Source organism: Novosphingobium oxfordense, assembly GCF_044029435.1.
Classification (GTDB): Bacteria; Pseudomonadota; Alphaproteobacteria; order Sphingomonadales; family Sphingomonadaceae; genus Novosphingobium.
In genome coordinates this window covers 891,831-908,052 of record NZ_CP147005.1, presented here as the reverse complement: position 1 = coordinate 908,052, position 16,222 = coordinate 891,831, and the positions used below count along the sequence as shown (strand labels likewise).

General features: G+C 66.9%; 10 protein-coding genes. 6 read left to right on the top strand and 4 right to left on the bottom strand.

What is annotated here, in order from left to right; translation table 11 throughout:
• The first annotated feature begins 7 nt into the window (after positions 1-7).
• Together WBP07_RS04125 and WBP07_RS04120 are read left to right on the top strand one after the other, a co-directional pair.
• Positions 8-5,092: a hypothetical protein gene (locus tag WBP07_RS04125; RefSeq protein WP_395394427.1), complete on the top strand. Its 5,085-nt coding sequence runs from the start codon at positions 8-10 to the stop codon at positions 5,090-5,092.
• Positions 5,089-7,170, top strand: a complete 2,082-nt coding sequence (locus tag WBP07_RS04120) for a proprotein convertase, P (RefSeq protein ID WP_395394426.1) — start codon at positions 5,089-5,091, stop codon at positions 7,168-7,170. Before WBP07_RS04125 ends, WBP07_RS04120 begins: the two co-directional genes overlap by 4 nt.
• Positions 7,171-7,195: 25 nt before the next feature.
• Here the strand turns inward: WBP07_RS04120 and WBP07_RS04115 are convergent, their stop codons facing one another.
• From WBP07_RS04115 to WBP07_RS04100, 4 genes are all read right to left on the bottom strand, one after another.
• Positions 7,196-7,750, bottom strand: coding sequence for a nuclear transport factor 2 family protein (locus tag WBP07_RS04115; RefSeq protein WP_395394424.1), 555 nt, complete (start codon positions 7,748-7,750; stop codon positions 7,196-7,198).
• 14 nt (positions 7,751-7,764) lie between these two features.
• On the bottom strand, positions 7,765-8,631 hold the full coding sequence (locus tag WBP07_RS04110; protein WP_395394423.1) for an SDR family NAD(P)-dependent oxidoreductase: 867 nt from the start codon (positions 8,629-8,631) through the stop codon (positions 7,765-7,767).
• Positions 8,632-8,728: 97 nt separating this feature from the next.
• Positions 8,729-9,436, bottom strand: coding sequence for a UTRA domain-containing protein (locus tag WBP07_RS04105; RefSeq protein ID WP_395395719.1), 708 nt, complete (start codon positions 9,434-9,436; stop codon positions 8,729-8,731).
• Entirely contained in the window at positions 9,427-10,806 is a 1,380-nt protein-coding gene (locus WBP07_RS04100) for a formimidoylglutamate deiminase (protein ID WP_395394422.1), read from the bottom strand. Before WBP07_RS04100 ends, WBP07_RS04105 begins: the two co-directional genes overlap by 10 nt.
• 98 nt (positions 10,807-10,904) lie before the next feature.
• Here WBP07_RS04100 and hutI point away from each other — a divergent pair, with 98 nt between their 5' ends.
• The 4 genes from hutI to hutU are packed head-to-tail and all read left to right on the top strand — an operon-like array spanning position 10,905 to position 16,154.
• Positions 10,905-12,137, top strand: coding sequence for an imidazolonepropionase (gene hutI / locus WBP07_RS04095; RefSeq protein ID WP_395394420.1), 1,233 nt, complete (start codon positions 10,905-10,907; stop codon positions 12,135-12,137).
• Positions 12,134-13,675 carry a histidine ammonia-lyase gene (hutH, locus tag WBP07_RS04090; RefSeq protein ID WP_395394419.1) on the top strand — a complete coding sequence of 514 codons (1,542 nt, stop codon included), beginning with the start codon at positions 12,134-12,136 and terminating at the stop codon, positions 13,673-13,675. The genes hutI and hutH overlap by 4 nt, the downstream gene beginning before the upstream one ends.
• Positions 13,672-14,475: an N-formylglutamate deformylase gene (hutG, locus tag WBP07_RS04085; RefSeq protein ID WP_395394418.1), complete on the top strand. Its 804-nt coding sequence runs from the start codon at positions 13,672-13,674 to the stop codon at positions 14,473-14,475. Before hutH ends, hutG begins: the two co-directional genes overlap by 4 nt.
• Positions 14,476-14,489: 14 nt before the next feature.
• A complete protein-coding gene (gene hutU / locus WBP07_RS04080) occupies positions 14,490-16,154 on the top strand; it encodes a urocanate hydratase (RefSeq protein WP_395394417.1) in 1,665 nt (554 codons plus the stop codon).
• The last annotated feature ends 68 nt before the right edge of the window (positions 16,155-16,222 follow it).

Here is a 16,222-nt window from a genome sequence, read left to right as displayed (position 1 = left end):
GGGGCCGGTGCAATACGGAACGATCTTCAAGCGGGTAGCAGCGTCCTTCGGGGCGCTGCTGTCGCTTGCTTTCGTTCAGCCTGCGCAGGCCACCACCATCTCCAACATCGCCGCCAGCTATTGGACGCAGGACGGGCAGCAGCGCGTGGCCCAGTCCAATGCGGTAACTTTTGACGTCGTGCCCACGGCCGCGACCATCGAGACCTATCGCCCCGTCTCTTCATCCTCGCTCTCCACCCCGCTCGCCGCTTCGACTTGCGGCGGCACGGCAATCTCAGGCTCCGGTGGGACGAGCGGCGCCAGCACGCTGACCGCGATCGCCAGCGCCAAGTCGTTCCACATCGGCGAAGACCTGGTGATCCGCATCGCCGCCGCCAGCGCGAATGTCGATGCCGCAGCCGTCGATTCCATCGTCGTCACGCTCACCACCTCACAGGGCGACCAGGAAGAGATCACCATTTTCGAGACCGGCGTGAACACCGGCGTCTTCGCAGGCTCGATCCCCACCAGCGCAATTCCGCCCTCGCCCAAGGCGAACGACTGCAAGCTCAGCGTCTCCAACGACGATACGATCCTGATCGCCTATCGTTCGGCCACCACGCACCAGACGATCGCCAGCACCCAGGTATCGGTTCTGGCAGACCCTTACGGGATGGTGTTCGACAGTCAGAACGGCACCGCCGTTTCCGGCGCGAAGATCACGCTGGTCAATGCCGATACCGGCCTTCCCGCCACGGTCTATGCCGACGATGGCGTCACCTCGTGGCCCTCCACCGTGATCTCGGGCGAGACCATTACGGACGGCGCCGGCAACAGCTACACGATGCCGGCCGGTGAATATCGCTTCCCGCTGGCTCCGCTGGGCCATTATCGGCTGCAGATCACTCCGCCGGATGGGTACAGCGCGCCTTCTACCGTCTCCCGCACGGTGCTGAGCGCCTATACGCGCCCCGACGGCGAGAACATGGTGATCGAGGATGCGTCCTTCGGCGGGGTGGTGACGCTGTCCTCCCCGGCTCCGGTGCGCATTGATATTCCGGTGGACGCCGCCGAAAGCGCCGTTTCGCTGACCAAGACCGCCTCACGCGCCAGCGCCAATCCGGGCGACGTGGTGTTCTACACCGTCACCGTGCGCAATTCGGACGCCAGCCGCGCCAAGTCCGGCGTGGTGCTGGTGGACACGCCCTCGGCCTGGCTGCGGCTGCGTAAGACATCGATCCGCGTCGATGGTGCGAAGGCCACGGACGGCGCGGTGACCATCGCCAATGACGGCAGCCGCCTGACCATCAACCTCGCCGCGATTCCCGCCGGCGGCACTCGCACCGTGGTTTACGCGATGAGCGTGCGCGGCGATGCGCCGGCCGGTCAGGCGGTGAACCTCGTCCAGACCACCGACCTGCTCGGCGATGTCGAGAAGGCTAGCGCCGTGGTCAAGATCGAGAAAGACACGATCGGCTCGCGCATGACCGTGATCGGTCGCGTCAGCGCCGGGGATTGCACCGTAACCTCAACTCGGCAGGGCATTCCCGGCGTCCGGGTGATGTTGGAAGACGGCAGCTTCGCCGTCACCGACGCCGATGGGCGCTTCCACTTCGAAGGGCTGACGCCCGGCACGCATGTCGTGCAGGCAGAACCCGATACGCTGCCCGCTGGCGGTCGTTTCGTCGATTGCCGCCGCTCGGTGCGCAGCGCGGGCAAGGCCAATTCGCTGTTCGCCATCGGTCAGGGCGGCAGCCTTGTCACCGCCGATTTCTACGCCATCGTGCCGGCAAGCGCCCTTCCCGCCCCGGTCGATGCCAAGGCCCCTACGCCGACCGAACCCGCTCCGGGCGGCGCCCCCGTACTGGACGACGCCAAGGCCGCAGGCGGCGGTATGGACTGGCTGGCTATGGGTGACGGCCCCATCGATTTCCTGTTCCCCGCGCCCGATCACAACCCGCGCGCGCCTGCCATCCGCGTGGTGATCCGCCACAAGCCCGGCCAGAAGGTGGACCTCACCGCCGCCGGCAAGCCGGTGCCCGCGCTCAGCTTCGATGGCGTGAAGAAGTCCGCCGATGGCCGCTATGCCGTCAGTATCTGGCGCGGCGTGCCGCTCGATGGAGAAGTGACGCATCTGGCCGCTACCGTGCGCAATGCCGATGGCTCGGTGGCCGCAGAACTCGCCCGCGACGTCCATTTCGCCGCCGCGCCCGCCCATGCGCAGATCCTGCGCGAGCGTTCGCATCTGGTCGCCGATGGCCGCTCGCGCCCGGTGATCGCGCTGCGCCTTACCGACCGCAAGGGCAACCCGGTGCGCGCGGGCGTTTCCGGCGCGCTTTCAATCAACGCGCCTTACGAAAGCGCCGCCGCCATCGAACGGATGCAGCAGCGCCAGCTCAGCGGAACCGGAAGCACCTCCCCCACCTGGACAGTCGAGGGTGACGATGGCGTGGCGCTGGTCGAGCTGGCGCCCACCATGGTCTCCGGCCCGCTGCACCTGACCTTCACCTTAGCGGACGGCGAAGTTTCCACCACGCAGGACCTTGAAGGCTGGGTGATCCCCGGCGACCAGAAGTGGGCGCTGGTGGGCCTTGCGGAAGGTGCCGTGGGATCGCAGTCCATCGCCGATGCCATGCAGCAGAGCGGCAAGTTCGACAGCGATCTTGGCAAGCACGCCCGCACCGCGTTCTATGCCAAGGGTCGCGTACTCGGCAGCTTCCTCGTCACCGCCGCCTATGACAGTGCCAAGCAGCGCGACGATCAGGTCCTGCTCGGCACCATCGATCCCAAGGCCTACTACACCGTCTTCGCGGACGGTTCGACCCGCCGGTTCGACGCCGCCAGCCGTGACAAGCTCTATGTCCGCATCGAAAGCCGCACGTTCTATGCGATCTACGGCGATATCGAAACGGGCTTCGACCAGACGCAGCTTGCCCGCTACGTCCGCACCGCCACCGGCGCCAAGGCCGAGGGGCGCTTGGGCGCGGTCCATGTGCAGGGCTTTGCCGCCAAGATCGAAACCAGCCACCGCCATGACGAGATTCAGGGTGCGGGCATTTCCGGCCCCTACAGCCTCGCGTCGAAAGCGATCGTCGCCAATAGCGAGACGGTGACGCTGGTGGTGCGCGACCGTTTCCGTTCCGAACTGGTGGTCGAAAGCACGCCCCTCACTCGCTACCTCGATTACGACGTTGACCTGCTGACGGGCACGATCACCTTCAAGGAACCGGTGCTGAGCCGCGATTCCGAACTGAACCCGCGTTTCATCGTCGTCGACTACGAAGTGGACAGCAATCTGGACCACGGGCAGTGGAACGCGGGCCTGCGCGGCGATGTGACTGTGGCGAACGGCGCGCTGCGCCTCGGCGCCTCGGCCATTTCAGACCGCGACGGGGATACGCATACGGAGATCGGCGCAGTCGATGCCCGGTTGCGCTTCGGCGCCCGCTCCGAACTGCGCGCCGAACTGGGCGCCAGCCGCGCGAACGACCAGACGTCCGAGGCGTGGCTGGTCGAAGTGGAGCACCACACCGGCAAGCTGGACATGCTGGCCTATGCTCGCTCGATCGATGCCGACTATGGCACCAACCAGCAGTCCATCGCCGAGCGCGGCCGCCGCAAGTTCGGCGTGGATGGCCGCTATACGATTGCCGAGGGCCTCAGCCTTACCGCCAGCGCCTGGCATGACGAAAGCCTGACCGATGCCGCCCGCCGCGATGCCGTGAAAGCGCAAGTGAACTGGCGCAACGGCCAGACCGACTTGCGCGCCGGCGTCACCGCACTCGCCGACCATCTGGCGGACGGCACCGACGGCAATTCCGCCGTGCTGGAATTCGGCGCCACCCGCCGCCTGATGGGCAACCGCCTCGAACTCTCCGCCGATTCCAGCATGCCGCTGGCCCGCACGGACTCGATCGACCTGCCGACCCGCCACCGCCTGGGCCTGCGCTATGCGGTTACTCAGGACATCCGCGCCACCGGCAGCTACGAAATCGCGCTGGGCGATGCCATCGATGCCCGCACGCTGAAGGGCGGGATCGAGACGGCGGCCTGGACCAATGCCCGCCTTTCCGGCGGCATGGGCTTTCAGGACATCGGCGAATACGGCAACCGCGCCTTCGCCGCCTATGGCCTGGCCCAGAGCCTGCCGGTGACCAAGAGCCTGACGCTGGACGCGACGGCGGACGGCAACCGCACCGTGGGCGGCGTATCGGCCAGCAAGATCATCAATGCGGCCCAGCCCGTTACCAGCGGCGGCCAGATCAGCACGTCGGACGCGCTGCTGTTCGAGGATTTCACCGCCCTCACCTTCGGCGCGGCATGGCGGCATGAGCGCTGGTCCGTCACCGGCCGTGCCGAATGGCGCGACGGCGAAGTGACCGATCGCAAGGGCCTGACCTTAGGCGCGATCCGTCAGTTGGGCGAAGGCAGCGTGGTCGGCTCCGGCGTGACGTGGACCCACGCCAAGGCGGAAGACGGCACGATCAGCGAAGTCACGGACGCCGCGCTCTCGCTCGCGCATCGCCCGGCGGAATCGCCCTTCGCCGCGCTCGCCAAGCTGGAATACCGCAGCGACCGTTCGGTGGTCGGCACCGCCGGCAATGCGGACGCCGCAGGCAACAGCGCGCTTTCCGCCAGCGACAATGCCACCGCGCGCCGCCTGCTCGCCAGCCTCTCTACCAATTGGTCGCCGCGCGGTTTGGTTAACGCAACTTTGGTTAATGGCACTGTAGGGAAAAGCATGGTGCACCGGATGGAGGTCGGCCTGTTCGTAGGGGGACGCTACAGCTTTGACCGTTACGCCGATTTCGATCTGGCAGGCTTCACCGCCGTCGCGGGCCTCGATCTGGGTATCGGCATCGGTGCTCGGGTCTCCGTGGGAGGCACCGCCACCGTGCGCCGCGCATTCTCCGAACACACCACCAGCTTCGCGGTCGGCCCGCAGATCAGCATCGTGCCCACTCAGGACATGCTCTTGACCATCGGCTACAACGTCACCGGCTTCCGCGACCGCGACTATTCGGCCGCGCGCAGCACCAACAAGGGCGTGTTCGCCACCCTGCGCGCCAAGTTCGACAAGAACAGCCTGGGCTTCCTGGGGCTGGGCCGATGACCGCGCGCCTTCTCGCTCTCTTCTCCGCGCTTCTCGTCCTGCTGCTGGCCGGCACCGCGCAAGCGCAAAGTGCGACGGCCGCATGGTCGAGCCTTGGTGTCTCCAACGGCGGATCGGTGGGCACGTCTACGTCGATCACCGCCAGCGATGGCACCGCGGTCAGCACCGCATGGAGCACCACGGTCGGGGGCTCCGGCACGTTCGCCGTCGCGTCGGGCTACAACAACTATGTGGTCTACAACACGGGATCGGTCGGCAGCGTCAGTCCGAACCTGCTGCTGAACTTCGACGCATCCCGCTTCGATGCGAACAACAAGATCACCATGGACATAACGCTGGGCCGCAGCGTGACCGGGCTGGCGTTCACACTGGCCGATGTGGACCGCGAGACGGGCAGCGGCAACACGTACAATCAGGACGCAGTGGCGGTCTATTACGACACCGGCAACGGGACATTCGTGAACGCCGCCGGCACCTCGTACTGGACGAACGGCAGCGCCGTCACCAGCACCTCGACCGGCTGGTACGGAACTGCCCAATCCGCAACGACTTCGCAGAACGGCAACATCGCCTTCAACTTCGGCACCCTTGCCGTGAAGCGCATCCGCATCGTCTACAACAGCTACGCCGTCTCCGGAAACGGCAACCCCAACGCCCAATACATCGCGTTGTCCGGCCTGAGCTTCAACGGCAAGGGCGCGGATCTGTCGCTGACCAACACGCTGCAGACCAGCAATCCGACCGCCGGCAGCCTCGCCACGTTCCGGCTGACCGTGAGCAATGCCAGCACGTCCACCGACACGGCGACCAACGTGAAAGTGACCGACAGCCTGCCGGACGGCTTCACTTATGTCTCGTCGAACGGCACCGGCTCGTACAACGCCGCCACCGGAGTCTGGACGGTGGGATCGGTCGCGCCCGGCGCCAGCGTCAGCATCGACATAACCGGCACCGTCAACGCCAGCGCGGGCGCTATGCTGACGAACATCGCTGAAATCACCGCCAGCGACCAGAGCGACCCCGACTCCACCCCCGGCAACGGCGTTGCCAGCGAGGACGACTACGCCAGCGCCACGCTGACCGTCACCGGCAGCCGCGTCGCGGGCACGCCGCCCACACTCTCCTGCACGGCGGGAACGGTGGTGTTCGACTGGAGCAACCGCGCCTGGACGGCGGGCAGCACCAGCAATTCCTATTCGTTCGACACGCTGGGGACGATCAGCTTCGCGCTGGCCAATCAGGGCACATGGCTCAGCAGCTCGACTTATGGCGGCCAGTCCCCGGTGCGGCAAAACGTCGTCAACGGCGGCCTCAACGACTATGCGCTGTTCGAGATGGTCAACATGCCGAGCGTGAGCGCCGAGGCGACGACCACGATCACTCTTCCCACCGCCCTGCCCGGCGCGCAGTTCAAGATCTTCGACGTCGATTACTATTCCGGCCAGTTCGCGGACCGGGTGACGGTGGAGGGCCGCTACAACGGTGCGACCGTCACCCCCACGCTGACCAATGGCGTATCGAACTACGTGATCGGCAATAGCGCCTATGGCGACGGCCTCAGCGACGACGGCAGTTCGGACGGCACCGTGACGGTCACGTTCTCGCAGCCCGTCGACACGATCATCGTACGCTACGGCAACCACTCTGCCGCGCCCAGCGATCCCGGCCAACAGGCCATTGCGCTGCACGACATCACCTTCTGTCGCCCCAGCACGACGCTGGACGTGAGCAAGACCAGCTCCGTCGTCAGCGATCCGGTCAGCGGCACCAGCAATCCCAAGGCGATCCCGGGCGCGACGGTGCGCTACTGCATCCTCGTTTCCAACACCGGCAGCAGTGCGGCCACCAGCGTGACCGCCACCGATCCGATCCCCGCGACGCTCACCTACGTTGCCGGCAGCATCTATTCGGGCAGCGACTGCGCCAGCGCCACTACGGCAGAGGACGACAACGATACCGGCAGCGACGAAAGCGATCCCTACGGCGCGTCCTATGCCTCAGGCACGGTCAAGGCCAGCGCACCGACGCTGGCGGCGGGATCAAGCTTCGCGATCAGGTTCGATGCGACGGTGAATTGAGGGGACGCGGGCCTAAGGCCCAACCTCACCAACGACCGACCGGAACCTCCAGCGTCAGCGGCCGCGCGTAGGAGACGTCTTCCCGGTCACGACTGCCCTTGATGTAGCCGCCCGCCTTGAACTGCGGCAGATCCAGGATCGAGGCGTCACCCGCGATCAGCAGGTCCACCGTGCAACGGCGCAGGACGATGCGCCATCCACCGTCGCGCTTCTCCAGCCGGTCGATGTAGCGGCCATTGATGAAGCGCACCGTCTTCCCGTCCGGATTGAGCAGACCGACAAGCACATAGCTTTCGGCATGGGCGACATCGCCGTCGATCTCGCAATTGTGCGTGGTGATGTTGTGCAGGCAAAGCTGACAGCCGCCCGCGTGGATGGCATTGGCCCATTCGGCATAGGCCGGCCCTTCGTTGACCGCCGAAGCCCCATGCTCATCCACGCCGTCCGGGTGATAGGCCGCCGTCAGCAGCTCCACGTCAAAACGGTCGTGCCCGCGTGCGTGGCTGTGCACGCAGTCCTCGATCGCGCGGCGGTCCATGAGGTAGCGCACATCGCGCGCAAGCTGGTCTATCTGGTTCATGGCAGGCTCTCCGGTCAGCGGATCTGGGCAGGGTGGAATTGCAGCGGCTCCACGCCGTGCAGTTCGGCGGCGGTCGGCGGCACGCGGCCCTTGTCGGTAAGGCCGTACTTGCGCGCGACCTCCGCGCCGACCAGCGTCTTGCCGCTCATCCCGGCAAGGTAGGGATCGTTGTAGAGTTCCCAGATCACGTGGCCGGTGAATTCCGGGTTCTCGCAATGGCCTTCCAGATGGCCGTACTTTGCGGGGTCGGAGGCGATGATGCCCTTCAGCCGGTCGGTCAGCAGCGCCCCCATCCAGATCGACACGGCAGACACCTCGGTTCCCGCGTGGCGGAAGTCGGCGGCCATGTCGAAGGCCATCTTGTCCATGCCCACCTTGTGCGCGCCATAGGCCGGGCCAAGCGAATAGTGCGCTGCGCCGGAGGCGGAGGTGAAGACGATCAGCCCGTGATCGCGCGGCGTCATCGCCCGCGCCGCGTGCCAGCTGGCGACATAGCCGCTGCGCACGCCCACATCGATCAGGCCGGAAAGCTTCAGCGGCTTTTCCCAGAACTCGCCGGGATCGGTCAGCTCGTCATGAATGGCGGCGGCGTTGTTGACCAGGATGTCGAGGCGACCCTCGTCCGCCAGCAGCCGATCGAACAGCGCGGCCACTTGCGTATCGTCCGAATGGTCGCACGGCACCGCCACGCCCTTGCCGCCGGCCGCGGTAACCGCCTCCGCCGTCTCGTAGATCGTGCCCGGAAGCGCGTGATCGGCGGAGGACTGGCTGCGCCCGGTGACGTAGACCGTGCAACCGTGGCTGCCCAGCGCGATGGCGATCCCCCGCCCCGCGCCCCTGCTCGCGCCCGTCACCAATGCGATGGGTGGCTGATCGGCCATGCTCTCTCCCGTTCTTGTTGAACAGGTGTTTAGCAAATCGAGAGTGGGCCACCAAGCGGGAGCCGAAGGGCATCCCCGGGGCGGTGAATCCGCCTTGTCAGCGCATTCCGGCAGAGGGCCCGAAATGGGCGTTCAATTCGTAGCTTCCCGCCAGGAACAACTGGCGGACATACGTGATCGGCTCCGCCCCGCGCCATGTGCGACGCTCGATGCAAAGGCACGGCGCGCCGCTGCCCACGCCCAGCGCCTTGGCCTCCGCGCCGGTCGCGGCAGCGGCGGTGATCCGCGCGTCAGCCTCGGTCCACGGCACATGTTCCAGCAGCCAGCCACCGGGCGAGGTGAACTCGGCCTCGACGATCTCCGGCACGGCAGCGGCATTCACGAAGCGATGCTCCCACGCCATGGGCGCGTCGTCCGCGAAATGGACGCCCGAAAGCTCCAGCAGCGGCACGTCGCCATCCACATCCCACGCTACCGAGGCATCGGCCGCACGCACCAGCTTGCGGCGGGCCAAGGTGAATCGATAGACCTGCCCGCGCGCGGCGACTTCAGCGCCAAGGTCGGGAATGTCCATCGCCATCGAATGCACGCGCGGCCGGGCGACGAAGGTGCCCGCTTTGCGCCGCCGCTCGACCAGACCGGCAGCGGACAGCGCTGACAGCGCCTTGTTCACTGTCATCCGCGCGCAGCCGTAAAGTTCCATCAGTTCCTGCTCGGTCGGCAGGCGCTCGCCGGGCGCCAGCGCGCCCGAGAGGATGCGGCTTTCGAAATCGTGCCGGATGCGTTCGGAAAGAGTCATGCGCAGAGTCGGTCCAGGGTCTTCCGGTAGCGTCGGACGATCCCGTCGCGTGCGTGATGGCGGCCATCGCTAACCACCTGTTTCCCAAAGCGCCAGACGCAATCGATGCCCGCCCGGCCCGAGGCGAAGACCAGCCCGTCCAGCAGACGATCCTCGCCCCGCGCGCAAAGCGAGGGATGATCGAGATCGAGCGAGAGGGCATCGAACGCCCGCCCAACGGTCAGCCCCACCTCCACGCCCAGCGCCTGCGCACCGCCCTTCAACGCCGCCTGCCAGATCGCCTCACCAGTGGAGGGCCTTGCCGCATCCGCCAGCAGATTGCGCTTTCGCAGGGATAGCCGCTGGCCGTATTCAAGCAGGCGCATTTCCTCCACCGAATCGATCAGCACATTGGAATCGCTGCCGATGCCATAGGCGCCGCCCGCCGCCAGCCAGTCCGCCATCGGGAACAGGCCATCGCCCAGATTGGCCTCGGTAATCGGGCAGAGCCCCGCGACAGCGCCGCTGAGCGCAAGCCGCGCAGTCTCTTCCACGGTCATATGCGTGGCGTGAACAAGGCACCAGCGGCGGTCCACTTCCGCATGATCGAGCAGCCATTCCACCGGACGCTGCCCGCTCCATGCGATGCAGTCCTCCACCTCGCGCACTTGTTCGGCGATGTGAATATGGATCGGCCCCTCTCCGGCCATCGCTTCAAGGCGCAGGAGTTCGTCGGGGCACACCGCGCGCAGGCTGTGCGGCGCCAGGCCGACGACCGCCTCGTCCAGCCCGGAAACCGCTGCGCGCGCGCCTTCCAGCAGACGCGCGAAACCGTCGAGGTCGTAGATGAAGCGCCGCTGCCCGTGGTTCGGCGCCAGCGCGCCGAAACCGGAATGCGCGTAGAACACCGGCAGCAGCGTCAGCCCGATGCCGGTTTCCGCCGCCGCTCCGGCAATCGCGGTGCACATGCGCGCGGGATCTGCATAGGCGTGGCCATCGGCATCGTGATGCAGGTAGTGGAACTCGCCAAGGCGAGTGAAACCGCTCTCCAGCATCTCCATCGCCGCCAGCGCCGCCACGGCGTGCAGGTCCTCCGGCGTCATGCGATCGAGGAAGCGGTACATCACCTCTCGCCACGTCCAGAAGCTGTCGTCGGTGCTGCCGCGCTGCTCGGCAAGACCCGCCATGCCGCGCTGGAACGCGTGGCTGTGCAGGTTGGGAATGCCCGGCACCACGCAGCCGTGTCGCGCATCGTCGGCAGCCGCCGCAACGCCCGACTCGATCCGCGCGATCCGCCCGTTCTCCACGGTAAAACGCACGTCGCGCGCCCAGCCATCGCCGAGCAGAGCCCGCCCGGCATGAAGCGTAAAGGCCTGGCGCGATGGGGTCTGAGACATGCAGCACTCCGTGTGAGGTTCTTTTTGTCTATACATTATCCAGAGGCGATGCAATAAGACCTGCCGAGAGAAGGACTGGCCGAGGAACACACCGCCCCATGCGCTGCGACACGATCTGGACCGATGCGCGCCTCGCGACGATGGCTGGGGCCGGCGCCGGAGCCGGAGTCGGAGCCGGAGCTAACGACGGACTCGGACTGGTCGAGCAAGGTGTGATCGCGGCAACGGACGGCCGGATCGTCTATGCCGGCCCCGCCACCGAAGCTCCGGATTTCGAGTCGGACGAGACCATCGCCTGCGACGGCCGCTGGATCACCCCCGGCCTGATCGACTGCCACACCCACCTGATTCACGCCGGCAACCGCGCGCGCGAGTTCGAACTGCGGCTGGCCGGCGCCAGCTACGAAGAGATCGCCCGCGCCGGCGGCGGCATCGTCTCCACCATGACAGCCACGCGCGCCGCCAGCGAGGACGACCTCGTCGCCAGCGCCCTGCCCCGACTGGACGCACTGCTGGCCGAAGGCGCGACCACGGTGGAAGTGAAATCCGGCTACGGCCTGGACCTCGGCAGCGAAATGCGGATGCTGCGCGCCGCCCGGCGGCTGGGTAGCGAACGTCCCGTTTCGATCGCCACCACTTTCCTCGGCGCCCACGCCCTGCCGCCGGAATTCGCGGGCGATCCGGATGGCTACATCGACCATATCTGCGACGTGATGCTGCCCGAAGTCGCGCGAGAGGATCTTGCCGATGCGGTGGACGCCTTCTGCGAAGGCATCGGCTTTTCGGCCCAACAGACAGAGCGGCTGTTCACCGCCGCGCAGGCCCACGGGTTGCCGGTAAAGCTCCATGCAGAGCAGCTTTCGAACCTTCACGGCGCGGCTCTCGCCGCCCGGTTCGGCGCGCTTTCGGCCGATCACCTCGAACATCTGGACGAGGGCGGGATTGCCGCCATGGCGTCATCCGGCACGGTCGCCACGCTGCTGCCCGGCGCCTATTACTTCACGCGCGAAACCGTGCTGCCGCCCATCGCCGCCCTGCGCGCCGCCGGTGTGCCGATCGCGCTGGCGACCGACTGCAATCCCGGCACCTCGCCGCTCACTTCGCTGCTGCTGACGATGAACATGGGCGCAACGCTGTTCCGCCTCACCGTCGAGGAATGCCTGCTCGGCATCACGCGCCACGCCGCTCGCGCGCTCGGTTTCACGGACCGGGGCACGCTGGAGGCCGGCAAGCGCTGCGATCTGGCGATCTGGGATGTCGAACATCCGTCCGAACTTGTCTATCGCATGGGGCTGAACCCGCTCCATGCCCGCATCTGGAGTGGTCAATGAACGAAGTGCTGCTAACCCCCGGCACGGTGAGCCTCAGGGATTGGCGCGCGATCTATCGCGGCGCCGGCGTGAAGCTCGATTCCACGTGCATGCCGGTGATCGCCGAAAGCGCCGCCGCCGTCGCCCGTATTCTGGCCAAGGGCCAGCCGGTCTATGGCATCAACACCGGCTTCGGAAAGCTGGCCAGCGTGCGCATCGGTGACGAGGATCTCGCCACGCTGCAGCGCAATATCGTGCTGAGCCATGCCGCCGGCACCGGTGAGCCTTCGCCCGTTTCGGTGATCCGCCTGATGATGGCGCTGAAGCTCGCCAGCCTTGCCCAAGGCGCCTCGGGCGTGCGCGTCGAGACGGTGGAACTGCTGGAAGCGATGCTCGCCAAGGGCCTGACGCCGGTGGTGCCCTCGCAAGGGTCGGTCGGCGCCAGCGGCGACCTTGCCCCGCTTTCACACATGGCCGCGACGATGATCGGCGTGGGCGAGATCTTTGTGGGCGGCGCTGATGGCTATGGGCGCCTGCCCGCCGCCGAGGCACTGGCTCAGGCCGGCCTCGCCCCGGTCGAACTCGGCGCCAAGGAAGGGCTTGCGCTGCTCAACGGCACCCAGTTCTCCACCGCCAACGCGCTGGCCGGACTGTTCGAGGCAGAGCGCCTGTTCCAGTCCGCACTCGTCACCGGCGCCCTCTCGACCGAGGCGGCCAAGGGCTCCGACACGCCGTTTGACCGCCGCATCCACGCGCTGCGCCGTCATCCCGGCCAGATCGAAGTGGCCGACGCCCTGCGCGCGCTGATGGAAGGCTCCGCAATTCGCGCCAGCCATCTGGAAAATGACGCGCGCGTGCAGGATCCCTATTGCCTGCGCTGCCAGCCGCAAGTCATGGGCGCCGCGCTCGACGTGTTGCGCCAGGCCGCGACGACGCTTGAGATCGAGGCCAACGGCGTTTCCGACAACCCGCTGATCTTCCCGGAAGCGGACGAAGCGCTCTCTGGCGGCAACTTCCATGCCGAGCCGGTGGCCTTCGCGGCCGACATGATCGCGCTGGCCGTCTGCGAGATCGGCTCGATCTCCGAACGCCGCGTGGCGATGCTGGTGGACCCAGCGCTGTCCGGCCTGCCCGCGTTCCTGACGCCGCGCCCCGGCCTCAATTCGGGCTTCATGATCCCGCAAGTGACGGCCGCCGCGCTCGTCTCGGAAAACAAGCAGAAGGCCTATCCGGCCTCGGTCGATTCGATCCCGACTTCGGCCAACCAGGAAGACCACGTCTCGATGGCCGCCCACGGCGCGCGCCGCCTTGTCGGCATGGTGGAGAACGCCAGCGCGGTGCTGGGCATCGAACTGCTCGCTGCCGTGCAGGGCATCGACTTCCACGCCCCGCTCGCTTCGAGCAAGGCGCTGGAAAAGGCCCGCGAATGCCTGCGCGCCGAAGTGCCGACGCTGGAAGATGATCGCCACTTCCACCCCGACATGGAAGCCGCCAACCTGCTCGTCCGCTCGGGTGCGCTGGTAGACATCGGCGGCGATCTGCTGCCGGGAATCGCATGACGAGCTTCACGCTCCATCGCGGGGAGGCGCCGCTGGTCGTCGCCTTCCCGCATGTCGGTACCGATCTGGCCGATGTCGGTCCCGCGTTCCGCTCGGAATGGCTGGCCCGGCGCGATGCGGACTGGTGGGTGGACGATCTCTACGCCTTCGCGCGCGCGCTCGGCGCAACGACGATTGCTGCACGCGTTTCGCGCAGCGTGATCGACCTCAATCGCGATCCCTCCGGCGCCTCGCTCTATCCGGGGCAGGCGACGACGGAACTCTGCCCGACGACGACGTTCGACGGTGAGCCGCTTTACAAGACCGAGGGCCCAGACGAGGCCGAAATCGCCCGCCGCCGCACGCTCTGGTTCGATCCCTACCATGCCGCGCTTGCGGCGGAGATCGAGCGGCTGCGCGCCATTCACGGCAAGGTCGTGGTCTACGACGCCCACTCGATCCGCAGCCATGTGCCGCGCCTGTTCGATGGCGAATTGCCGCAATTCAATGTTGGTACCAACCTCGGCCAGACTTGCGACCCGGCGCTTTCCGCTGCCGTCATCGAAGTCTGCGCCGCGAGCGGGCTGAGCTTCGTTCTGGACGGCCGTTTCCGGGGCGGCTGGACCACGCGCCACTACGGCCAGCCCGCAAGCGGCGTCCACGCGATCCAGATGGAACTCGCCATTCGCGGCTACATGGACGAGCCCGAAGTGCCCGACGAAGCCAACTGGCCCGTCCCCTTCTCGGCCGCACGCGCAGCCGCCCTCACCCCGATCCTGCAAGACGTGCTGAAGGCGGCAATCGCCTTCGCGCAATCCTGACCTGAGGAAACACAATGACCCGCCTCGACAACAGCCGCGTCATCAAGCCTGCGACCGGCACCGAACTTTCCGCGAAATCGTGGCTCACGGAAGCCCCGCTGCGCATGCTGATGAACAATCTCCACCCCGATGTGGCCGAGCGGCCCGAGGAACTGGTGGTCTATGGCGGCATCGGCCGCGCCGCGCGCGATTGGGAAAGCTACGACAAGATCGTGGAGACCCTGCGCCGCCTGAACGACGACGAGACGCTGCTGGTCCAATCCGGCAAGCCGGTGGGCGTGTTCCGCACCCATGCCGATGCGCCGCGCGTGCTGATCGCCAATTCCAACCTCGTGCCGGAATGGGCGAACTGGGAGCATTTCAACGAACTCGATAAGCGCGGCCTTGCCATGTACGGCCAGATGACCGCCGGTTCGTGGATCTACATCGGCACGCAGGGCATCGTTCAGGGCACCTACGAGACGTTCGTGGAGATGGGCCGCCAGCACTACAATGGCGATCTTTCGGGCAAGTGGCTGCTGACCGCCGGCCTTGGTGGCATGGGCGGCGCGCAGCCGCTGGCAGCAGTGATGGCCGGCGCATCGTGCCTTGCCATCGAGTGCCAGCCCAGCCGCATCGAAATGCGCCTGCGCACCGGCTACCTCGACGTCGCCGCCAGCACCATCGAAGAAGCCATGGCCATCATCGAGAAGGCCAATGCCGAGAAGAAGCCGGTCTCGGTCGGCCTGCTCGGCAACGCGGCGGAACTGCTGCCCGAGATGTTCGCGCGCGGCATCCGCCCGGACCTGCTGACCGACCAGACTTCCGCCCACGATCCCGTCAACGGCTACCTGCCCGCCGGCTGGAGCGTCGCCGAATGGATCGAGAAGCGCGAGCGGGAGCCCGAAGCTGTCGCCAAGGCAGCCAAGGCATCGATGGCGGTCCACGTTCAGGCCATGCTGGACTTCCAGGCTGCGGGCGTGCCCACCACCGACTACGGCAACAACATCCGCCAGATGGCGAAGAACGAAGGCGTGGAGAACGCGTTCGACTTCCCCGGCTTCGTGCCCGCCTATATCCGCCCGCTGTTCTGCCGCGGCATCGGGCCATTCCGCTGGGCCGCGCTCTCGGGCGATCCCGAGGATATCTACAAGACCGACGCCAAGGTGAAGGAACTGCTGCCCGACCACGCGCACCTGCACAACTGGCTCGACATGGCGCGCGCGAAGATCCAGTTCCAGGGCCTGCCCGCACGCATCTGCTGGGTCGGCCTGGGTGACCGTCATCGCCTTGGCCTGGCCTTCAACGAGATGGTCGCGAAGGGCGAGCTGAAGGCCCCGGTCGTGATCGGCCGCGATCACCTAGACAGCGGCTCGGTCGCTTCACCCAACCGCGAGACGGAAGCCATGCGCGACGGTTCGGACGCGGTTTCGGACTGGCCGCTGCTCAACGCCCTGCTCAACACCGCCAGCGGCGCGACCTGGGTTTCGCTGCACCACGGCGGCGGCGTCGGCATGGGCTATTCGCAGCATTCGGGCATGGTGATCGTCGCCGACGGCACCGAGGCTGCGGCCAAACGTCTGGGGCGTGTGCTGTGGAACGACCCGGCGACTGGCGTGATGCGCCATGCCGATGCGGGATACGAGATCGCGTTGGATTGTGCGCGGGAGAAGGGCTTGGATCTGCCGGGGATTCTCTGATCGTCGTCAGTACATACCGACGGTTAGATCACAAAACCTCGTCGTCCCCGCGCAGGCGGGGACCCCGC